This window comes from Algoriella sp. (assembly GCF_036647415.1).
In the GTDB taxonomy this organism is placed as follows: Bacteria; Bacteroidota; Bacteroidia; order Flavobacteriales; family Weeksellaceae; genus Empedobacter.
The window spans coordinates 24,812-45,474 of record NZ_JAVXKG010000029.1 but is presented as its reverse complement, the minus strand read 5'-3'; the positions used below and the strand labels follow the sequence as shown (position 1 = coordinate 45,474).

The window sequence follows — 20,663 nt, the reverse complement described above, 5'->3', positions numbered from 1 at the left end:
ACATTCAACTTGAATGTTAAAGTATAATCGCGTTGAGTACGCTTTGTATAAACTCGCTCTTCTTTCATAATGATGCTTTTTTATGTATCACTATTTCAGGACGAGACACATTATACTTCATAAAAAAACGATCATATTTCTATGACCGTTTTTTAATATTTAAAAATTTCTGAACTTATTTTTTAATAAATTTCTGAACTGTTTCAGTTCCGTCTTGTGTTATCTTAAGAATGTAAACTCCTACTCCTAACGAAGTAACATTGATTGTCTTTTTAGAAGTTCCTAATTTAACTACACTTCCTGCAGTATTAATAATTTCAAATTTGAACTCTTTATTATTAAGTAATTCTACATTTAAAATATCATTTACTGGATTTGGATAAATTTTGACTGATTTACTTGTTAAATTATCAGTTGCTAAATTTGCCTTTACTGTAACAGAATAATCTTCAACTTCTCCATATACAAACTGAGCACATCCTGTAATATTTGTATTATTAGGGTTGTACATTTGTATAATTCTTAATCTTAATGGTTGATCTGTAGTTACTGTTTCAGGAATAGTTATAGGAATAGATAATACATTTGATCCAGCTGCAGTTACATTAGCTAACCTTTTAGTTGCATTAAAAACTCCATTGTTATCATTATCTAAAAATACTGCATATGATAATTTAACACTACTATATCCTGTTAAAATAGATGGAGTTATATCTAGATTATATGATTGTCCTGCTGTTAGTTCTGTATTAAGATAAGAAAAATCATCATATCCTTTTACTGAAATACTTGGATTATTAATTGTATTTAATTTCACATTAGATATACTAAAATAATTAATAAAACCACTTGAAACATCACAAGGAGCTGCAAGGTTTGTCGTTGTAATATTAGCTGAATTACTTTTAGATGATTGATTATTATAATTATCGTAAGCAATAACATCAAACTTATATGATGTTAGGGGTTTTAAATTATTAAGTCTGAAAGTTGCATTTGGTGTTCTTCCAACTTCTTTGTCGTCTTGCATAATAATGTATCCCCAAATTCCATTCTCATCTGTTGCTACATCCCAAGTTAGCGTAGTCGCATTTCCTGTTGTATTATTTGCTACTAAATTAGCTGGTGTACTTGGTACTTTTGTATCTGCAACAGCTAAATATTTACCTCCTAAACCTACAGCGTAAAATGAATTTTGAGTGGCAATTGCCTGAGGAGAATCTGCTCCAAAAAGATCTATAGCTGCTTGTATTCCGAAATCTCGTGTATTTTTATAATCAGATTTTGGTGATAAATAAGCTGTTTCTAATCTATAAACAATCTTTTCAGCATCTTCAAAACCTATTCCTGTAACATTGTATGCATTGCCTAAATCATTCGTTGCATTTTTACCCATTACCAAGATGTAAAACCAATGATTTAAAACACCACTATTATAATGTACGCCACAACCATCATTTGTATTAGAATTTGGAACTAAACAACCATCATCTACACTAGATTTAAACCAATATTCTCCCTTATAAGTATCTGGATTTTCACGTGATTTAGGATCGGACATTGATCTCAAATAATCACCACCTTTAATAAAAATTTCACTTCCTAAAATAAATGCTTGCTTCTCTGGAGCAAATTTGTGTTTTACAGTTGCTGACCAAATATCTGAAAAAGCTTCGTTCAAAGCTCCCGACTCTCTTTCATAATCTAAACCAGCGGTTTCCTGAGTAATTGCATGTCCTAATTCATGCGCAGTTATATCCAATGCTGTTAATGGATCCGTTTCAACACCATCTCCATCTCCATAAACCATAGCGCTTCCTGACCAATAAGCATTATCATAGTTTTTAGAATAATGAATAAAGCTATATAATGGCGCTTTTTTATTATCATAACTATCTCGATTGAACGTTTGCTTAAAATAATCGTAAGTTTTTGTTACTCCCCAATGTGCATCCAGTGCAACATCATCCTTATTTGTATTCTTAAATTCTGCAGCAGTCCAATTGTTATCGTTGTCATTAAATTCGGTTAAATTTGATGTATCTGCTAATCCATTCAAATTTAAAGTAATAATCTCTATACCTCTAGAAGTATCAAATAATCTATAAAATCCTTCTTTTTTTGGATCAAGTTCTGCTTGAATTTCTCTAGTTCCACTATAACGCGTTTCTGCATTACCTGTATCTAAGTAAGAGGTATTTTTTAACTCTTTACTTTCTGATTTTTTATCATTATGAAGATTAATACGCCCTTCTGCATGTTTTATAATCGGAGATTTTTTAAGTAAAAGACCAGTAGCTGCATCTATAAAAATATAATCTCTAGATAAAGGTACTAAAGCATAAACATCAAATTTGTAAGATAAAATTAAAGCATATTTATCCTCACTTTGTTGTATAGGTAAATAAACCAACTCTCCTTTAGGCTTTTTAATATCAAAAGAAATATTATTCGACTTTTCTTCCCAAGCATAAGTTTTAGCATTAACATTATTTAAAGCTTTGTTGAATGCTTCTTGTTCTGAAATTACATTTTGATTTGAGTTTAAGTTTTCTACAGAAAAAGTTCTACCAGAGATACTTATTATATCATTTGCTTTATAATTCACACGATATTCTCCTCCATCAATCTTATAACCATTATAATATGTATCATAATATTCTGTTACAAAATTCTGAAATCCAGCTTCTGTTTTTCTTAACCTCAACTCTATATCATTAGATATATTAAGTAATTTATTCAAATTTGTTGAATTACCTTTAGAGTTAATGATAGAGTTTTTCGGTGTTCCATTCTTAAAAGTTATCATACTCACAGACCCATCTGTATTATGATAAACATTTTGCTTTGTTTGTGCAGAAACATTAATATTCTGAAAAATTAAAAATGCTGCAATAGGTAATGTAGTAAAGAGTTTTTTATTCATATAAATTTAATTTATATTAAAGTTATTAATTATTTATAATAGAATTATTTTTTTAACACTAATTCAAAAAAATAGAGCCAAAATGGCAGAAAAATGTTGTTTGGAATATCTTTTGAAAAATAAAATATCAATCAAAAGAACCTTGATTGACAAAAACGATAAACTAATTATTAAAAAAAATATAAAATAACATGAGTAAAGGAAATATTAATGTTTCGGTAGAGAATATCTTCCCATTAATTAAGAAATTTTTGTACAGTGACCACGAAATATTCTTGCGTGAGTTAATTTCAAATGCGTCTGATGCAACATTAAAACTAAAACATTTAACAAGTATTGGTGAAGCAAAAGTTGAGTACGGAAATCCTAAAATTGAGGTGAAAATCAACAAAGAAAATAATACTTTACACATTATTGACCAAGGTTTGGGAATGACGGCCGATGAAGTTGAAAAATACATCAATCAAGTTGCATTTTCTGGTGCAGAAGAATTTATCAATCAACACAAAGATGCGGACGGAATTATTGGTCATTTTGGATTAGGATTTTATTCTGCATTTATGGTTGCGGATACAGTAGAAATCATTACAAAGTCTTTCAAAGATGAGCCTGCAGTACATTGGACATGTGATGGTTCTCCAGAATTTACATTAGAAAACTCGGATAAAACTGATCGCGGAACAGAAATTATTTTACATATTGCTGAAGATTCTAAAGAGTTTTTAGATGAATGGAAAATTCGTGAATTATTGAATAAATACAATAAATTCATGCCTATTCCAATCAAATTCGGAACTAAAAAAGAAACGCTTCCTTTACCAGAAGGCGCTGCAGAAGATGCAAAACCAGAAGAAATTGAGGTTGATGATATTATCAATAATACACATCCAGCTTGGACAAAAACTCCTTCTGAATTAACGGATGAAGACTACCAAAGTTTTTACAGAGAATTGTATCCAATGCAATTTGAAGAACCTTTGTTCCATATTCATCTTAATGTTGATTATCCATTTAATTTAACAGGAATTTTATTCTTCCCAAAATTAGGAAACAACATCAATATTGATAAAGATCGTATTCAATTATACCAAAACCAAGTCTTTGTAACAGACGAAGTAAAAGGAATTGTACCAGATTTCTTGATGTTATTGCGCGGTGTTATAGATTCTCCGGATATTCCTCTTAATGTTTCGCGTTCGTACTTACAAGCTGATGGTGCTGTGAAGAAAATTTCTGCTCACATCACGAAAAAAGTAGCGGATAAAATGTCTTCTTTATTTAATCAAAATCGTGAAGATTACGAACAAAAATGGAATGACATAAAAGTTGTGATAGAATATGGAATGATTTCGGAAGATAAATTTTTCGAAAAATCTGACAAATTTGCATTATATCCAACAGTTGATGGAAAATATTTCACATGGGACGAATTGACTTCTGTAACAAAAGATAATCAAACAAATAAAGATGGTAAATTAGTCGTTCTTTATACTTCTGATGCAGATGGGCAAGACCAATACATACAAATTGCGAAAGAGAAAGGTTACGAAGTTATTTTATTAGATTCTCCTATCGCTTCACACTTGATTCAGAAATTAGAATCTACAAAAGAAAATGTAACATTTGTTCGTGTTGATGCAGATCATATCAATAATTTGATCGAAAAAGATGAAGTAAAGATTTCTAAATTGTCTGAAGATGATAAAGAAAAATTGAAAACTGATATTACAACTTCTATCAACAATAAATCATATACAATACAATTAGAAGATTTATCTGCTTCTGACGCTCCATTTATTATCACTCAATCAGAATTTATGCGTCGTATGAAAGACATGCAAGCTTCTGGTGGAGCTGGAATTATGGGAATGGGAAATTTCCCTGAAATGTATAATGTAGTTGTTAACTCAAACTCAGATTTAGCTTCAGAGATTTTAACAAAAGAATCTAAAGAAGAAAAAGAAGCGTTAATTAATCAAGCATTAGATTTAGCAAAATTATCACAAGGTTTGTTAAAAGGTAAAGAATTAACAAATTTTATCAATAGAAGTTTTAAGAACATCAAATAATCTCAGAACACTTTACTTTAGTGTCTTGTAACAAAAATTCCAGCTCAAATTGAGCTGGAATTTTATTTTTATTATGATGTATTGATGTGTTAAACTTTTAAAATTAGTTCTTATAAATTTGCTAAACATGATTTTTGTCATTAATTTTACACTAAGGAATTAATAATTATTCGTTCTCTTCTTTAAAATAGTTTAGTTGTTTTAAAACAGAACATTAAAATTAATAATTATTTTCCGTTAAAATAACGAAATTTTTAAGCCGAAAAAGTTTTCATGTAAAGGTGAAAAATTTAAAAAATCATTATCAAAAATTTCGGGAAGGATTTCAAGAAATTGAAATCCTTTTTTACCAAGATGTTCTTTTTAAATTGATTTTGCTCATTTAGTCATTACACATATAAGTTCAATATAAACGTTCCGTTTATTCTATAATTAATGAGCATTTATTAATTTATAATTAAATAACATATTTGTTCTTAATTATTAATCGATATAATCCCATAAGATTATATTTAATCAATACACAAAAAGAACAGTTTACAATGTTTTATTCGTAAAAAAGGTTATGACATTGGGAAGGATTTCAAGAAATTGAAATCCTTTTTTTATGCACAAAAAAAAAGGCATGAAAATATTTCATACCTTTTTCTATATTGTGTGAGTAATCTCTTTTATTAAGCGATTTCTTCTGAAGTAATTTTTGCTGATAAAAACTCACGGTTCATGCGAGCTATGTTTTCTAAAGAAATTCCTTTAGGACATTCTACTTCACAAGCTCCTGTGTTTGTACAGTTACCAAATCCTTCTAAATCCATTTGCGCTACCATTTTCTGTGCACGACGAGCTCCCTCAACTTGACCTTGTGGTAATAATGCGAACTGAGAAATTTTTGCACCTACAAATAACATTGCAGATCCATTTTTACAAGTTGCAACACAAGCTCCACAACCAATACAAGTTGCAGCATCAAAAGCGTCATCAGCAGCTTTCTTATTAACTGGAATTGCATTAGCGTCTACTGTGCGTCCAGATGTGTTTACAGAAACGTAAGCACCAGCTTGTTGGATACGGTCAAAAGATGAACGGTCAACAATTAAATCTTTGATTACTGGGAATGCTGCAGATCTCCATGGTTCGATAAAAATAGTCTCTCCATCTTTGAACATACGCATGTGTAATTGACATGTTGTTGTTCCAGAATCTGGTCCGTGTGCTTGTCCATTGATGAATAAAGAACACATACCACAAATTCCTTCACGACAATCGTGGTCGAAAGCAACTGGTTCTTTTCCGTCTTCAATTAATTGCTCGTTTAATAAATCAAGCATTTCTAAGAAAGAAGAATCAGTCGAAACATCTTTTAGAGAATATGTTTCCATTTTCCCTTGGTCATTAGCGTTTTTTTGACGCCAAATTTTCAGTGTAATACTGATATTTTTTGATGATGCCATATTATTTTAGATATTTTGACATTTGGATTAGTTAGATATTAACTAATCCAAATGATTATATTATTTATAACTACGAGCTTTTAACTCGATATATTTGTACTCTAACATTTCTTTGTGTAAAACCTCTTTGTTGATGTCTCCACCTTGATATTCCCAAGCAGCTACATAAGCAAAGTTTTCGTCATCACGTAAAGCCTCTCCTTCTTCTGTTTGATAATCTTCACGGAAATGTCCACCACAAGATTCATTACGGTGTAATGCATCGATAGCCATTAATTGACCTAACTCTAAGAAATCTGCTACACGCATTGCTTTCTCTAACTCAGTATTCAACTCATTAGCATCTCCTGGAACTTTTACATCGCGGTAAAATTCTTCACGTAAAGCTGCAATTTCTGCAATAGCTTCAGTTAAACCTTCTACGTTACGAGCCATACCAACTTTGTTCCACATAATGATACCTAAACGTTTGTGGAAATTATCTACAGATTTAGTACCGTTATTATTAACAAAGAAATTTAATTGATCTTTTACAGATTTTTCTGCTTCATCAAATTCTGGAGAATCTGTAGAGATTTTTCCTGTACGAATATCAGCTGATAAATAATCTGCAATTGTATAAGGTAATACAAAATAACCATCTGCTAAACCTTGCATTAATGCAGAAGCTCCTAAACGGTTAGCTCCGTGATCAGAGAAGTTAGCCTCTCCAGCTACGAAACATCCAGGAATTGTAGATTGTAAGTTATAATCAACCCAAACACCACCCATTGTGTAGTGAATTGCAGGATAGATACGCATTGGATTTTCGTAAGGATTTTCGTCTGTAATTTTCCAATACATTTGGAATAAGTTACCGTATTTTTCCTCAATCCATTGTTTACCTAATCTTTGGATTTCTGCATCAGAAGGATTTTGATCTCCATTAGCAAAAGCTACTTCGCGACCTTTTTTCTTGATTTCATCTGTAAAATCTAAGTAAACTCCTTCTCCTGTTTCATTCGCTTCGATACCATAACCAGCATCAGAACGCTCTTTTGCAGCACGAGAAGCAACATCACGAGGAACTAAGTTACCAAATGCAGGGTAACGACGCTCTAAATAGTAATCTCTATCTTCTTCTTTAATATTTACTGCTTTCAACTTTCCAGCACGGATTGCTTCAGCATCTTCTTTCTTTTTAGGAACCCAAATACGACCAGAGTTACGTAATGATTCAGACATTAACGTTAACTTAGATTGATTTGTACCATGGATTGGAATACAAGTTGGGTGAATTTGTACGTAACATGGATTTGCGAACAATGCACCTTTTTTGTGAATTTTCCACGCAGATGTTACGTTAGATCCCATTGCATTAGATGATAAGAAGTAAACGTTACCGTAACCTCCTGTCGCAATAACTACTGCGTGAGCTGAATGTCTTTCAATCTCACCTGTAACCATGTTACGAGCAATAATACCACGAGCTTTTCCATCAACTAATACGATATCCAACATTTCGTGACGGTTGTACATCTCGATTTTTCCTAAGTGGATTTGGTGATTCATTGCTGAATATGCACCTAACAATAATTGTTGTCCTGTTTGTCCTTTTGCATAGAAAGTACGAGAAACTTGTACACCACCAAAAGAACGGTTATCTAATAATCCACCATATTCACGTGCAAAAGGAACCCCTTGCATTACACATTGATCGATAATATTACCAGAAACCTCAGCCAAACGATAAACGTTAGACTCACGAGCACGGTAATCACCACCTTTTATTGTGTCGTAAAATAAACGATAGACAGAGTCATTATCTCCTTTGTAATTTTTTGCAGCATTTACACCACCTTGTGCAGCAATAGAGTGCGCACGACGTGGAGAATCTTGGTAACAAAAAGCTTTCACTTTGTAACCTAACTCTGCTAAAGTAGCAGCAGCAGAACCACCAGCTAAACCAGTACCTACAACAATAACATCAATTTTATCACGGTTATTTGGAGCTACTAAGTTTAGGTGAGCTTTATGCTCGCTCCATTGGTTTGCGATATCTCCTGTTGGAGTTTTTGAATTTAAAATACTCATTTTTTCTTGATATTATAAGTTATTAACAAAATGGTAAATAGCAATAACGATAAAACCAGCAGGAATTAAAATTGAATACCATTTTCCGAAAGCAACAATAAATGGTGTGTATTTTGCATGACGCGCTCCAATAGATTGGAAAGCTGATGCAAAACCATGTTGTAAGTGTAATGATAAAAACACAAAAGCAATTACGTATAATACCAAAGTAACAATTCCTGTAATTTGAGAATTAAATACGTGAATTACGTGATCCATAAAGAAGTTTCCTTGTGCAAAATTAGGATCTACGTTAATGTAATGTGCATTAATTGTAGGTACCCAAAACTGCCATAAGTGTACTAATAAGAAAACTAAGATTACAGTACCAGAAATCAACATGTTTCTAGACATCCAAGTTGCGTTTGCTGCACCATTGTATTTTTGATATGCAATTGGTCCACGCGCTTTTTTGTTCTGCATTTCTAATACAAACCCCATAACGAAGTGGTATACTACCCCAATAAGTAAGATTGGTTGCATTACAAATTGAATAATTGGGTTTGCGCTCATAAAAGCTGAAACCTCGTTAAAACCCTCAGGATAAACTACTGACAAGGTATTAATCACGAAATGTTGTAACAAGAACACGATTAAAAACAACGCTGAAAGCGCCATCGCGAACTTCTTACCAATCGAAGACTTTAGTAATGATTCATTTGCCATAAAGCAATACGTTTAATTTTTTTTTAGATATTTCTACAAATTTACTAAAGAACGAAGTCTATTCACAATGAATTATGTCATTTCATTAACGTTTGCTTATAGTTTAGAATCATTCTTAGTTAAAAGTGTTAAAACTTTTAACTTTTATTAAGAAACTATTGTACATCATTTTTTTATTAATTAAACTTGCAATAGAAAAGTAGAATAACTTTTCATAGGTTTAAGTTAGTTAGGTTAATCCTCTTATAGTTTTATAAGAGGATTTTTTTGTAACAATTCTTCAAATTTTACTACCTATAGATAACAATCAAAAAAAATTGGATAGTAAAGCAAACATATTTACCGAATTAGTCGAAAAAAATCAGGGAATTATCCACAAAGTATGTCGTATATACACAGACGACAAGGACTCTCATGACGATTTATTTCAGGAAATTGTTTTACAACTTTGGCGATCTTATGATAGTTTCAAAGGCGATTCAAAATTTAGTACTTGGATGTATCGTGTCGGATTAAATACTGCAATTACATTAATTCGCAAAAAAACAAAAACACGCGAAACCGATTATATTGAAGATCAATTCATACACATCAAATCCGACGACAAAGATGAAGTTTTAGAAGAACGTATTACACTTTTATATGCTGCAATTCGTTTTCTGAATGATGTAGAACGTGCATTAGTCCTACTTTTCTTAGAAGATTTACCTTACAAAGACATTGCAGAAACTTTGGGAATTTCTGAAGTGAATGCGCGTGTAAAGATGAATCGTGTCAAAATAAAATTAAAAGAAATAATGTCTAAAATGGAACAATAATGGAGTTAGACGATTTAAAATCAATTTGGGGTTCCATAAAGGAAGAAGAAAAATTTGATCAAAATCAGATTTTTCAAATGTTAAAAAAGAAATCATCAACAACAATAAAATGGTTATTTATTTTCACGTTTTGTGAATTTATCCTTTTTATTAGTTACAATTTATATGTTTTAATTTCAGGTAAAAGTTTATTTAATAATGAAGTTAAATCACTTGTTGAACAAAAAACAATTCATAATTACGAAATCGCTTCAGTTTTAGGAATCGCAATCACATTCGGTTTTCTTGTAATGGCTTATCGTTATTTCAGAAAAATTGATCTTAATCAATCTGTTGTCGATCTAATGAAAAATATTATTTCTTTTCGCAGATTAGTTAATTTATTCATCCTATTTACAGTTTTAAGTTTAATTATTTCCTCGGCTCCATTTTATTACGAATTAGGGCAATCTATTTATCTTGCAAAACATGCAAATGATATAAAACCTCTTGTAGAAAACGCGACTATTTATGGCTGGATTGCGATTATTACTGCTGTTGCGTTTATAATAATTATAGGAACTGTATATTACGGAATAATTTATTTTTTATTTTTAAGAAAACTTCAACAAAATTTAAGAGAATTAAGAGAAATCAAATAAAAGTTTTAATTTTGTATTAATAATGAAAAAATTTATCCAATATCTAATGCTTACGATTTCGCTGTTTATGACAGTGTATCAATCTGCGCATATATTGGATCATGCTCTAAATAAAGAACACAAACAAAGTAACGATAAATTTTCAACTGTACACGACCATAGCTGTACGGTTTGTCACTTTAATCAACATTTTATCGAGAATGATTCAGAAATCAAATTATTTGAATGGACTAAATCTTTGATCCAAAAAGATAAAACACTTTACACAACATACGTAAAAAAATCTGTTTTATTAACACACAAAAGTCTTCGCGCACCGCCCTACTCTATTTAATTTCAAGAAAAAACATTATTATTTTTTTAACGTTATTAAATTATTGTATTTATGTCTATCAACATAAAATGCGCTATTATAGCTACATTTTTGTGTAGCACAACATTTGCACAAACTATTTTTGAAGGTCAAATTATTGACAAAAATCAAAAACCAATTCCTTTCGCTACAATTCAATTAAATGAAGAAGAATTTCATGCAGACGCAGAAGGAAAATTTAAAATTGAAGATCTAAAAAAAGGAAAATATAACGTTTTGATTGACGAACAGGGTTACGAACCCTTTTCGCAAACAATTACGTTAAACAACAAGCAAAATTTTGTTTTCACACTCACATTTCACAAAGCTTATAATCTTGATGAAGTAACTGTTTTAGGACATCACCACGATTTTTCTACTGCAAATGTAGAGCGCGTCGACCAATCTTATATTCAAGAAAATTATGCTGGATCGCTTGCAAAATCTTTAGAAAATATTGCTGGCGTTAACGCTTCTGGAATTGGTTCTTCTGCCTCAAAACCAATCATTCGTGGACTTGGTTTCAATCGACTTATTGTTACTGAAAATGGTGTAAAACAGGAAGGACAACAATGGGGAGCCGATCATGGTTTGGAGATTGATGCACTAAATGTTGAAGATATTGAAGTGATAAAAGGACCAGCAGCATTAGAGTATGGAAATGAAGCTATAGCTGGAGTTATAAAGATTAACAACAATAATTTACCAGCAAAAAACTCAACTTCGGGGGAAATAAAAACTTTGTATCAATCTATAAATGATAATTATGGATTTGGATTTAATATAAAATCTCGTGGCGATAAATTTTTCTATAAACTGAAAGGTTCTTACTCCGATTATGCCGATTATAGAACTACAACAGATAGAATTTATTACTTAAATCGTTATTTACCAATTTACAACAAACGTGTGAAAAACACGGCTGGTAGAGATTTTAATACCGAAGTACAAGCTGGTTTTGTTGGAGAAAAATTTCGTTCAATTTTGACACTTTCTAATGTAAATCAAAAAATTGGTTTTTTCCCAGGATCGCACGGAATTCCTTCTGTAGATAGACTTCAAGATGATGGAAATTATAGAAATATCGATTTTCCGTATCAAAAAGTAAATCATTTTAAAGTAATTTCTGAGAATGAATTTAGATTAAATTCTAAAGATATTTTCAAATTTGTGACAAGTTATCAAAATAACCGTCGTCAGGAAATGAGTGCTTTTCACACACATTACGCAAATCAAACAGCACCAACAAAAAATCCTGATTTAGAATTAGATTTTAATTTATCAACCTACGATTCACAATTAAAATTTGAACATAATCACAACAAAAATTTCAAAACAATAATCGGTGCGCAAGCTCAAATCCAAGAAAATAATATTGCGGGTTACAACTATTTATTACCAAAATATAACCGAAATATTTACAGTGGATTTTTGATAGAAGAATTCAAAAAGGGAAATATTTGGAAAATTACGGCTGGTTTACGTTACGATTATTCAACGTTTAAATCTGAAGGATATTTTGATGATTTCTTGTATAATTATTTAATAGAAAGAGGAAATTCTGCTGGAATTGCAGATTTTTATGCAACAAGAAGTAAATCTATTGATAGAAATTTTAGTAACCTAAACGGAATGATTGGCGCAACATTTCAGCCAAATGATTTGTGGGATTTTAATTTGAATGTCGGAACTAATTTTCGTTTACCAACGGCTATAGAATTAGGTGCTAATGGAATACATCACGGAAGTTTTCGACACGAACGCGGTGATGAAAATCTTGATGTAGAAAAAGGAATTGCGGTAGATTTCAAATCTGTTTTTCATAAAAATGATTGGGATATTTCCATTAGTCCATACTTATATTATTTCAGCAATTATATTTTCTTGAAACCTTCTGGTCAATTTTCTATTTTACCACATGGCGGACAAATTTATCAATACACGCAAAACAAAGCGTTGTTAACTGGTTTTGAGTTTGAAGTACGTAAAAAAATCAACGAAAATTTTGATGCAAATGTTATTTATGAATATTTGTACAATCGTCAAATTACCGAAAACAATAAATTAGGAAATTATTTACCATTTACCCCTGCAAATAATTTGTTTGGTCAAATCAATTACAAAATCAATCAAAATATTGATTTTTTAGATGATGTGAACTTTTTCGCTAATGGAAAATATACGTTTCAACAAGATAAAATTGCACAAAATGAAGACATTACAGCAAGTTATTTCTTGGTAGGAATTGGTGGAAAAACTCAATTAAAATTCAACAATTTTAGAGCAAATTTAAGTATTCAAGTTTCTAATTTACTGAACAAGAATTATTACAATCATACCAGTTTTTATCGTGCTTTGCAGTTACCAGAACAAGCTCGAAATATACAAGTTATGTTAGGAATTCCGTTCGGAAAATAGGTGGAAAATGAGAAAGTATAATCCAATTTTTGGACTATTCTTTGCAATTATCATTTTTTCAATACCAATTTTTAATCAACTTCACTTTTCATTAATCGATCATTCCGAAACGATTAATAATCAGAAAAAAGAAGTTATTCATCATCAATGTCATCATTTTACGTTTTATACTATTTTTATTGATACACATGATGAACCAAAAATTGAACTTGATGTAGAAGATAATTTTCAGAAAGAAAAAAGTCTAAATTATATAGAAAATCTTGTTTTTTCTACAATAGAATTAAGTTTTACACGTGGTCCACCAAAGGCGGATATTAGAATTTCGTAATCATTTTTTAGAAATTCATAAAACGTTTAAAAATTAAAATTCAATTCAAAAAAATTAAAAAAACATGAAAAATTCAATCTTAAAATATACATTTATTACATTATCAGCATTATTCATTAGCTCTTGTGCAGAAGATTCGATGGATTTGGACACAACAAAACCTGAAATTAATTTGATTTCCCCGAAAGATGAAGCGCATTTTCACTTGGGAGATGAAATCACGATAGAAGCAATTTTGAAAGATAATGTAGAATTGGGAACTGTAAAAGTAGAAATACATTCGGCTGGTGACGGACATCAACATAAAAGTGCTGCTGTCAATTGGGAATATGATGCAGAAGAAGTAATTCCGAGTGGAAAAACTGAACATACGTTTTCTCATAAAGTGAAAATTCCTGCAGAAGGTATCAAAGACGGTCATTATCATTTGGGAATTTTCTTAATTGATAAAGTAGGAAATCAGTCACAATCTTTTATCGAAATCGATGTAGTAGACGAAAATCACGAACATTAAAAATAAATTTATCTAAAACGCCCTAATTTTTGGGCGTTTTTTTGTGTTAATTGTTAAATGAATGCTATTTTAGCACTCCTCAACAATATCAAACAAAAAAATGATTGCAATAGCAGATAGCGGCTCTACTAAAACTGATTGGGTAATTTTAGGAGATGACTTAAATGAAGTTTTTAGAACAAGCACAATAGGATTTAATCCATATTTCGTAACGTCACAAGATATTTGCGAAGAGTTACAAAAAAATGAAGATTTTGCACCTTATGTAAATGATTTTACAAAAGTTTTCTTTTACGGCGCAGGAACATCAAGCCCAGTAATGCATGAAGTTGTAGAAAAAGGTTTACGCGCATTTTTTACAAATGCAGAATTTGTAATCGATCACGATTTATTAGCAGCTTGTTATGCGACTTACATGGGAAAACCTGCAATGGTTTGTATCTTAGGAACAGGATCTAATTCTTGTTATTTTGATGGAAATACAATGCGCGAAGAAACAAAATCTTTAGCTTATATCTTAGGAGACGAAGGTTCTGGAAATGACTTAGGTAAACGTGTTTTACGCGCTTTCTATACAAAAAAAATGCCACCACATTTGGCAAAAGCATTTGATGATTATTACAAATTATCTGTAGATGAATTAAATAAAAATGTGTATCAAAATAAATTTGCGAATACATATTTAGCATCATTCAATAAATTTGTGGTAGAACATAAAAATGATCCATTTATTCAGAAAATAATTTATGATGCAATGTCTTCTTTTATAGAATATCAAATTATGCCATACGAAGAAGCACGTCATTCTGAGCTAAATTTCATTGGTTCTATAGCACATATTTACGAAGATGTAATACGTTCTGTTGCTGCTGAATATCACTTAACAGTTGGTCATATTATCAGAAAACCAATTGATAATGTAGTTGATTATCACAGAAATTATTTGATAAAATAAGATGATAAATCAATCCAAAATTGCTGTAATTTCTTACAATACACCTCATCGTAAAACACAAGATGTGCTGAATGGTTTGAAAGCAAAAGGCTATGAAAAGATTAAAGTTTTTGCTTTACCTTTTGTACAACGTGAAAATCCGTTCAAGCCAATCTATCAGCATCGTCCAAGTAAGGCAATAGAAGTTGAACCGATAGAATTTTGCAAAAACTTTGGTTATGCTTTTGATTTAACAACAGCCGAAACACTGAATGAACAATTAAATGATTTTGAGGCTGATTATGTAATTATTGCTGGAGCAGGTTTGTTACCAGATGAGTTGGTCGAAAATCATAAAATAATTAATACACATCCTGGTTTTTTACCACTTACACGAGGTTTAGATTCGCTGAAATGGGCAATTACGAAAGATGTAAAAATTGGTGTAACGACTCATTTTGTAGATACAGAAGCTGATGCAGGTTTTTTGATTGAACAAAAACTTGTGCCGATTTACGGAAATGACACGTTTCATTCGGTTGCCTATCGTCAATATGAAATGGAGATTGAAATGTTGATAAATTCGGTTGAATTAATTCCAACTTTAACAGATTTTAAATCACTTTCATCCAACGAATTTGAAGCTACTCGACGAATGCCAAAAGCAATTGAAGAAAGTTTAATGCAAGCTTTTGAAAACTATAAACAACAATTTAAAGTTGATTAAAATTCATATACAAAACAAAAAAGACCAACAAATGTTGGTCTTTTTTAGTTTATTTAAATTCTATTTCATTCAAATTAAAAACTTCATATAGCGTTTCAAAGTAATTAATTTTATAATCATTAATTTCTACGATTGATTTTTCTAACTTAAATAAATCTTTTTTATCAATATTTATACTTTTAAATAACTCATTTTCTTTTGCATGAATTTTATAATAAGTATTACTAACTAAATTTTTTATAACTAAATTCCTACCAGAAATGTATACAAAAAAAAACATTATAAAAAATGTTCGTTATAAATCTATTGTGAATAAAGTTTGAATGATAATTAATTATAGATATAACATCTTTTTTGTAGTTATATAAAACAAAATTTCTTTCGTAAGGAATATAAACTATTGGCAAAAAAGGATGTGAAAATTAATAATCAATATTCATTAATATCCTATTCCAATTTCCATTTACTTCTGTAAATCGATCTGTAATATCAACTCCTTCATTTGTAATTTTAGGTATTAACAATTCTCTTCCGTTGTTTGGCTCATCATAACCAATTATTTCTAATTTTAATAATTGATCAAAAGACTCAAGTCTTTCATCAGGATAATACATAAATTAAAATTATTTCAACTACTCATTTTTTGATTGAAAAATAAAAATCATTTTTACAATTCTCGTGCTAATAATTCATCACCTTTTCTCTTTATTTTCTTGAAAGCATGATAACAACAATACAAAATAACAACAGCAATAATAAATGCTAATGGTGCAAGAACAATAGCTGTTATACTCAATACGGTAGAACTTAAAGTTTCTCCTGTATTGACCAAAAAATTACCAGCTCCTGCAGTTGTAGTTGTCGACACTGCACGTGCAGCAGCAGTAGTACCACTTATCGCTGCGGCAGTTCCACCACCAGCAATTATAGCCAAAGCCCAAGTTGCAACTTCATTCATTTCTGGCATTGTAATTCCTACAGCAATAGTACCAGCCACACCTGCTAGCGGAACAGCAATGGTATCTAACATATTATCTATAATCGGAATATAGTACGCACCAATTTCTACCAACATCGCAACTCCTAAAGTTATTAACGCTGGTGTGCTACCAACCCACAACCAACTTTCATCTAAATTAATAAAACTACCACCAAGTTTAACGGCTAAACTTAAAACAAATAAGGGTAAAAAAATTCTAAAACCAGCAGCAGCGGCTAAACCAATTCCCAGAAAAAGAGAAAAAATTGTTGAAATTGACAATAAATCATTCATAGTGTGTTATTCTAAATGGTTCTAATTGTATAAATATAATGATAAAAAAAAATAAAAATTTTATTATTTTTTCTTTCCTTTGCATCCGATTTAAAGAAAGCAAAGTACTGTAAAGTACTTTTTTTATGTACAATAAACACTAAATGTCTGTATTACATCTAAATAATCGATTAAAAACTCTATCAATTGCAAATTGTTTGAGTAATATTCGTATTCTTAAAAATCAACCAACCAATGACGCTACATCGACACAACAAAAATCATTCGCAAATCAACAATTTTTTATTTTAGATTCTGATATGAAACGAGTATATTTAAGAAATTTTTTCAAAGGATCTTGCAATGAAATCAATTAAGGAAAATAAGAAAAACAAGAAAAAGAACATGCTAGTAATTGGGATTGCAGGAGGAACTGGTTCTGGAAAGACAACGGTTGTACATAATATTTTACGTGATTTGAACGCAGAAAGCGTTATCGTAATTTCACAAGATAATTATTATAAAGATCAACCAGAATTATCTTTTGAAGAACGTTCAAAAACAAATTTTGATCATCCAAGATCTATTGATTTTGAATTATTGAAAGAACATGTTGCTGCTCTAAAAAATGGAGAATCTGTTTCACAACCTGTCTATTCATTTATTACGCATAGCCGTCAAGATGAAACAATTTTAACACATCCACAATCTGTCGTTATTGTAGAAGGTATTTTAGTATTAACTGATGCCGATTTACGCGAATTGTTTGATGTGAAAATCTTTGTCCATGCAGATTCTGACGAGCGCCTTATTCGTCGTGTTCGCCGTGACATACAAGAAAGAGGTCGTGATTTAGATGAAGTTTTAACTCGTTATCAAAAAACATTAAAACCGATGCATCAACAATTTATAGAACCGTCTAAAAATTATGCAGATATTATAATTCCTAACATGAAGAAGAAAAATTCTGTTGCAATCAAGGTTTTATCAACTGTAATTAAAGAAAAATTAAACTCTAAAACTACCGTATAATGAAAGATAAGTCGGAAGAAATATTAGATGATGAGCTTACGCCAAAGAAAAAAATAATGGACACACGTGTTGTAAAATTTGTGTGGAATCGTTATTTTATCTTAACAATTGCATTTGCTGTCTGGATGTTTTTTTTCGACCAAAATTCTTTTTTTGTACACCGTGAGTTAGACAAACAAATAAAACTTTTAGAAGTTGATGAATCCTATTTTCAGGAACATTTGAATACTGAAACTGAAAAATTAGATCAACTTAACAGCAATCCTGCCGAAATAGAACGAATTGCAAGAGAAAAACATTTCTTGAAAAAAGATGATGAAGATATTTTTATTATTGAACAAGAAAAAGTAAACAAGCCACAAAAAAAGGAAAATGAGTAAATTATTTGAGAATTTTGATATAATTTCTGACAAAGAATGGAAAAATAAAGTTCAAGTTGAACTAAAAGGTTTAGAATATAATGAAACATTAGTTTGGGGAACAAACGATCAAATTAACGTAAAACCATTATATACAAAAGATGATGTTGATTATTCAGCTATTCAACCTTTACCAAGAAACTCAAAAGATTGGAAAATAATTTCGAAATATACAGGAAATATCAACCAAGATTATAGCTTTTTATATGGTTATTTAATTCCTCAAAAAAGTTTTAATGAAAAAATTGAGCTTCCAAATTATTTAGATTTATTCATTGAATTTGATGGTTCTACTGATTTAAAATCCTTAGAAAACATTCCTAATCTTAAATATTTAGATTTAGATATTTATGGTTATTTGGCTCAAAATGGTTTGTGGCAAAATGATTCTCAAAAAGCATCTAAAGCATTAGTAAAAGAAGTTCTTGAACTGAAAAATTTTGAAAAAGTAATTTCTATTCAAGCCGATGTTTACCAAAATGCAGGCGCAAATCATGTACAACAACTTGCAATAACATTGGCACATGCTGTAGAATATTTAGAAAATTTTGGAGCAGACATTGCCGACAAAATCTATTTTAAATTTGCTGTTGGAAGTAATTATTTCTTTGAAGTTGCCAAATTAAGAGCTTTTCGTTTTTTATGGAAACTAATTTTAGAGCAATACAATAAAGAAAGTGAAGCCTTTATATTTACATCAACTTCAGATCGAAACAAATCTAAATTAGACATTTATAACAATGTTATTCGTACAACTTTAGAATCATCTGCTGCCATTTTTGGTTCAAGTGATGCTGTATTTGTTGGTTCGTATGATGAAGTAAATAACGAAACTGATTTTGGTTTAGAACTGGCTGCAAAACAACAATTATTATTGCAAAAAGAATCTTATTTAAATCAATTTACAGATCCTGCTGCTGGTTCTTTTTATATTGAAAGTTTAACGAATCAATTAGCTGAAAATGCGTTAGAGTTATTCAAAACGATACAAAATGTTGGAGGTTTTGTAAGAGCATTAGAAAATGAGACACTTCAAGACTATATTTACACGAGTGCAAAAAAAGAGCAAAAAGATTTTGATGAGCAAATCATCAAATTAATTGGTGTAAATAAATATAGAAACGAAGCGGATGTTATAGAAAAAATACCAAAAGAAAAGATTATAAAACAAGCGCTTTTCATTCCGATAGTTCCTACTCGTTTAGCAGAAAAAGAAGAAAAAAAATAATATTCAATTCCAGTTTAACTCAAAATTAGAATTAAATATTTTTAAGATAAATTATTGCAGAAACTATAGTTAATTCTATATTTTTTGCATTTTTTTTTATACTTATATATTTCATTAAAAAGTAAATCAAGCATTTACTAAGGTAAATTATGATGGATAAATCAATTATAAATAATTATTTCAAATCTTTATTTCCGATAGAAAATGATGTTGTTGAAAAAATAACAACCTCTTTTTGTCAATTTGAATTAGATAAAAATAAAATTCTAATCGATCAAAATACAATAAGTACTAAAACTTATTTTCTAGAAAAAGGATATGTACGTTCTTACACACTAAATGAGGATAATGAAGAGGTAACGACAAATATTTTTTATGCGCCATGTTTTGTAAATGATTTTTTATCTTTCTTTAAAAAAGAACCTACAAAAGAAATTTACCAAACTATTTCTACTTGTTCTTTTTGGGAAACTAGCTTAGAAAATGTTCAAAACAATTTTCACAATATACCTGATTTCAGAGAATTCAGTCGGCTATTATTTGTCATAAATTATTATAAATTAAATGATCGTATTATAGCATTAACTAGTCAAAAAGCTGAAACTAGATATTTAAATTTACTCGAAAAACATCCAGATATTTTTCAACATGTACCGTTAAAAATCATTGCCTCGTATTTAGGTGTTACCAATAGTTCTTTAAGTAGAATTAGAAAAGAAATCGTTAAATTTTAATTATTTGCCATTTGGCAATTTTAAATGAAAACGATTATC

At 30.1% G+C, this 20,663-nt stretch carries 21 protein-coding genes; 14 read left to right on the top strand and 7 right to left on the bottom strand.

Going from position 1 to position 20,663, the window contains the following annotated elements; translation table 11 throughout:
* Positions 1–175: 175 nt before the first annotated feature.
* Positions 176–2,926: a M4 family metallopeptidase gene (locus RSC72_RS12140; RefSeq protein ID WP_332565904.1), complete on the bottom strand. Its 2,751-nt coding sequence runs from the start codon at positions 2,924–2,926 to the stop codon at positions 176–178.
* Positions 2,927–3,117: 191 nt separating this feature from the next.
* Here RSC72_RS12140 and htpG point away from each other — a divergent pair, with 191 nt between their 5' ends.
* Positions 3,118–4,995, top strand: coding sequence for a molecular chaperone HtpG (htpG, locus tag RSC72_RS12135; protein WP_332565905.1), 1,878 nt, complete (start codon positions 3,118–3,120; stop codon positions 4,993–4,995).
* Positions 4,996–5,669: 674 nt separating this feature from the next.
* On the opposite strand, the gene RSC72_RS12130 is transcribed toward htpG, so the two are convergent.
* From RSC72_RS12130 to RSC72_RS12120, 3 genes are read right to left on the bottom strand one after another with little or no spacing between them, the layout of a single operon-like run.
* On the bottom strand, positions 5,670–6,446 hold the full coding sequence (locus RSC72_RS12130; protein WP_332546987.1) for a succinate dehydrogenase/fumarate reductase iron-sulfur subunit: 777 nt from the start codon (positions 6,444–6,446) through the stop codon (positions 5,670–5,672).
* Positions 6,447–6,506: 60 nt separating this feature from the next.
* On the bottom strand, positions 6,507–8,519 hold the full coding sequence (locus tag RSC72_RS12125) for a fumarate reductase/succinate dehydrogenase flavoprotein subunit (RefSeq protein ID WP_332546988.1): 2,013 nt from the start codon (positions 8,517–8,519) through the stop codon (positions 6,507–6,509).
* Positions 8,520–8,531: 12 nt separating this feature from the next.
* On the bottom strand, positions 8,532–9,224 hold the full coding sequence (locus tag RSC72_RS12120; RefSeq protein WP_332546990.1) for a succinate dehydrogenase cytochrome b subunit: 693 nt from the start codon (positions 9,222–9,224) through the stop codon (positions 8,532–8,534).
* A gap of 317 nt (positions 9,225–9,541) precedes the next feature.
* Between RSC72_RS12120 and RSC72_RS12115 the strand changes: the two genes are divergently transcribed.
* The 8 genes from RSC72_RS12115 (at position 9,542) to RSC72_RS12080 (ending at position 15,959) form a co-directional block, all read left to right on the top strand.
* Positions 9,542–10,042, top strand: coding sequence for an RNA polymerase sigma factor (locus tag RSC72_RS12115; protein ID WP_332565906.1), 501 nt, complete (start codon positions 9,542–9,544; stop codon positions 10,040–10,042).
* On the top strand, positions 10,042–10,683 hold the full coding sequence (locus RSC72_RS12110) for a hypothetical protein (protein WP_332546753.1): 642 nt from the start codon (positions 10,042–10,044) through the stop codon (positions 10,681–10,683). Before RSC72_RS12115 ends, RSC72_RS12110 begins: the two co-directional genes overlap by 1 nt.
* A 22-nt stretch (positions 10,684–10,705) precedes the next feature.
* Positions 10,706–11,017 (top strand): hypothetical protein, encoded by a 312-nt coding sequence (locus RSC72_RS12105; protein ID WP_332546750.1) that lies wholly within the window; start codon positions 10,706–10,708, stop codon positions 11,015–11,017.
* 51 nt (positions 11,018–11,068) lie between these two features.
* Positions 11,069–13,453 carry a TonB-dependent receptor gene (locus tag RSC72_RS12100; RefSeq protein ID WP_332546749.1) on the top strand — a complete coding sequence of 795 codons (2,385 nt, stop codon included), beginning with the start codon at positions 11,069–11,071 and terminating at the stop codon, positions 13,451–13,453.
* A 7-nt stretch (positions 13,454–13,460) separates the two neighbouring features.
* The gene (locus tag RSC72_RS12095) at positions 13,461–13,784 is read left to right on the top strand and encodes a hypothetical protein (RefSeq protein WP_332546748.1); all 324 of its coding nucleotides are present in this window, start codon (positions 13,461–13,463) and stop codon (positions 13,782–13,784) included.
* Positions 13,785–13,848: 64 nt separating this feature from the next.
* The gene (locus RSC72_RS12090; protein WP_332546747.1) at positions 13,849–14,298 is read left to right on the top strand and encodes a DUF4625 domain-containing protein; all 450 of its coding nucleotides are present in this window, start codon (positions 13,849–13,851) and stop codon (positions 14,296–14,298) included.
* Positions 14,299–14,398: 100 nt separating this feature from the next.
* Positions 14,399–15,253, top strand: a complete 855-nt coding sequence (locus RSC72_RS12085; protein ID WP_332546746.1) for an ATPase — start codon at positions 14,399–14,401, stop codon at positions 15,251–15,253.
* Between the two features lies 1 nt (position 15,254).
* Positions 15,255–15,959 carry a formyltransferase family protein gene (locus tag RSC72_RS12080; protein ID WP_332546745.1) on the top strand — a complete coding sequence of 235 codons (705 nt, stop codon included), beginning with the start codon at positions 15,255–15,257 and terminating at the stop codon, positions 15,957–15,959.
* 49 nt (positions 15,960–16,008) lie between these two features.
* On the opposite strand, the gene RSC72_RS12075 is transcribed toward RSC72_RS12080, so the two are convergent.
* The 3 genes from RSC72_RS12075 to RSC72_RS12065 form a co-directional block, all read right to left on the bottom strand.
* The gene (locus RSC72_RS12075) at positions 16,009–16,239 is read right to left on the bottom strand and encodes a hypothetical protein (protein WP_332565909.1); all 231 of its coding nucleotides are present in this window, start codon (positions 16,237–16,239) and stop codon (positions 16,009–16,011) included.
* A gap of 142 nt (positions 16,240–16,381) precedes the next feature.
* Positions 16,382–16,573, bottom strand: coding sequence for a hypothetical protein (locus tag RSC72_RS12070; RefSeq protein ID WP_332565910.1), 192 nt, complete (start codon positions 16,571–16,573; stop codon positions 16,382–16,384).
* A gap of 53 nt (positions 16,574–16,626) precedes the next feature.
* Positions 16,627–17,232 (bottom strand): DUF4126 domain-containing protein, encoded by a 606-nt coding sequence (locus tag RSC72_RS12065; protein WP_332547108.1) that lies wholly within the window; start codon positions 17,230–17,232, stop codon positions 16,627–16,629.
* 143 nt (positions 17,233–17,375) lie between these two features.
* Between RSC72_RS12065 and RSC72_RS12060 the strand changes: the two genes are divergently transcribed.
* The 5 genes from RSC72_RS12060 to RSC72_RS12040 all read left to right on the top strand — a co-directional run bounded on the left by RSC72_RS12060 (position 17,376) and on the right by RSC72_RS12040 (position 20,624).
* Complete coding sequence (locus RSC72_RS12060) at positions 17,376–17,588, top strand: hypothetical protein (RefSeq protein ID WP_332547106.1); 213 nt, start codon at positions 17,376–17,378, stop codon at positions 17,586–17,588.
* Positions 17,575–18,243 carry a uridine kinase gene (udk, locus tag RSC72_RS12055; protein WP_332547104.1) on the top strand — a complete coding sequence of 223 codons (669 nt, stop codon included), beginning with the start codon at positions 17,575–17,577 and terminating at the stop codon, positions 18,241–18,243. Before RSC72_RS12060 ends, udk begins: the two co-directional genes overlap by 14 nt.
* Entirely contained in the window at positions 18,243–18,623 is a 381-nt protein-coding gene (locus RSC72_RS12050) for an FtsB family cell division protein (RefSeq protein ID WP_332565911.1), read from the top strand. Before udk ends, RSC72_RS12050 begins: the two co-directional genes overlap by 1 nt.
* Positions 18,616–19,890, top strand: a complete 1,275-nt coding sequence (locus tag RSC72_RS12045; RefSeq protein WP_332578521.1) for a methylmalonyl-CoA mutase family protein — start codon at positions 18,616–18,618, stop codon at positions 19,888–19,890. Before RSC72_RS12050 ends, RSC72_RS12045 begins: the two co-directional genes overlap by 8 nt.
* Positions 19,891–20,039: 149 nt before the next feature.
* Positions 20,040–20,624, top strand: a complete 585-nt coding sequence (locus RSC72_RS12040) for a Crp/Fnr family transcriptional regulator (protein ID WP_332565913.1) — start codon at positions 20,040–20,042, stop codon at positions 20,622–20,624.
* The last annotated feature ends 39 nt before the right edge of the window (positions 20,625–20,663 follow it).

Excerpts from the sequence above, each read along its gene's own strand:
- RSC72_RS12140 (WP_332565904.1), bottom strand. The coding sequence starts at position 2,926 with ATGAATAAAAAACTCTTTACTACATTACCTATTGCAGCATTTTTAATT.
- htpG (WP_332565905.1), top strand. The coding sequence starts at position 3,118 with ATGAGTAAAGGAAATATTAATGTTTCGGTAGAGAATATCTTCCCATTA.
- RSC72_RS12130 (WP_332546987.1), bottom strand. The coding sequence starts at position 6,446 with ATGGCATCATCAAAAAATATCAGTATTACACTGAAAATTTGGCGTCAA.
- RSC72_RS12125 (WP_332546988.1), bottom strand. The coding sequence starts at position 8,519 with ATGAGTATTTTAAATTCAAAAACTCCAACAGGAGATATCGCAAACCAA.
- RSC72_RS12120 (WP_332546990.1), bottom strand. The coding sequence starts at position 9,224 with ATGGCAAATGAATCATTACTAAAGTCTTCGATTGGTAAGAAGTTCGCG.
- RSC72_RS12110 (WP_332546753.1), top strand. The coding sequence starts at position 10,042 with ATGGAGTTAGACGATTTAAAATCAATTTGGGGTTCCATAAAGGAAGAA.
- RSC72_RS12105 (WP_332546750.1), top strand. The coding sequence starts at position 10,706 with ATGAAAAAATTTATCCAATATCTAATGCTTACGATTTCGCTGTTTATG.
- RSC72_RS12100 (WP_332546749.1), top strand. The coding sequence starts at position 11,069 with ATGTCTATCAACATAAAATGCGCTATTATAGCTACATTTTTGTGTAGC.
- RSC72_RS12095 (WP_332546748.1), top strand. The coding sequence starts at position 13,461 with ATGAGAAAGTATAATCCAATTTTTGGACTATTCTTTGCAATTATCATT.
- RSC72_RS12090 (WP_332546747.1), top strand. The coding sequence starts at position 13,849 with ATGAAAAATTCAATCTTAAAATATACATTTATTACATTATCAGCATTA.
- RSC72_RS12085 (WP_332546746.1), top strand. The coding sequence starts at position 14,399 with ATGATTGCAATAGCAGATAGCGGCTCTACTAAAACTGATTGGGTAATT.
- RSC72_RS12080 (WP_332546745.1), top strand. The coding sequence starts at position 15,255 with ATGATAAATCAATCCAAAATTGCTGTAATTTCTTACAATACACCTCAT.
- RSC72_RS12075 (WP_332565909.1), bottom strand. The coding sequence starts at position 16,239 with ATGTTTTTTTTTGTATACATTTCTGGTAGGAATTTAGTTATAAAAAAT.
- RSC72_RS12070 (WP_332565910.1), bottom strand. The coding sequence starts at position 16,573 with ATGTATTATCCTGATGAAAGACTTGAGTCTTTTGATCAATTATTAAAA.
- RSC72_RS12065 (WP_332547108.1), bottom strand. The coding sequence starts at position 17,232 with ATGAATGATTTATTGTCAATTTCAACAATTTTTTCTCTTTTTCTGGGA.
- RSC72_RS12060 (WP_332547106.1), top strand. The coding sequence starts at position 17,376 with ATGTCTGTATTACATCTAAATAATCGATTAAAAACTCTATCAATTGCA.
- udk (WP_332547104.1), top strand. The coding sequence starts at position 17,575 with ATGAAATCAATTAAGGAAAATAAGAAAAACAAGAAAAAGAACATGCTA.
- RSC72_RS12050 (WP_332565911.1), top strand. The coding sequence starts at position 18,243 with ATGAAAGATAAGTCGGAAGAAATATTAGATGATGAGCTTACGCCAAAG.
- RSC72_RS12045 (WP_332578521.1), top strand. The coding sequence starts at position 18,616 with ATGAGTAAATTATTTGAGAATTTTGATATAATTTCTGACAAAGAATGG.
- RSC72_RS12040 (WP_332565913.1), top strand. The coding sequence starts at position 20,040 with ATGATGGATAAATCAATTATAAATAATTATTTCAAATCTTTATTTCCG.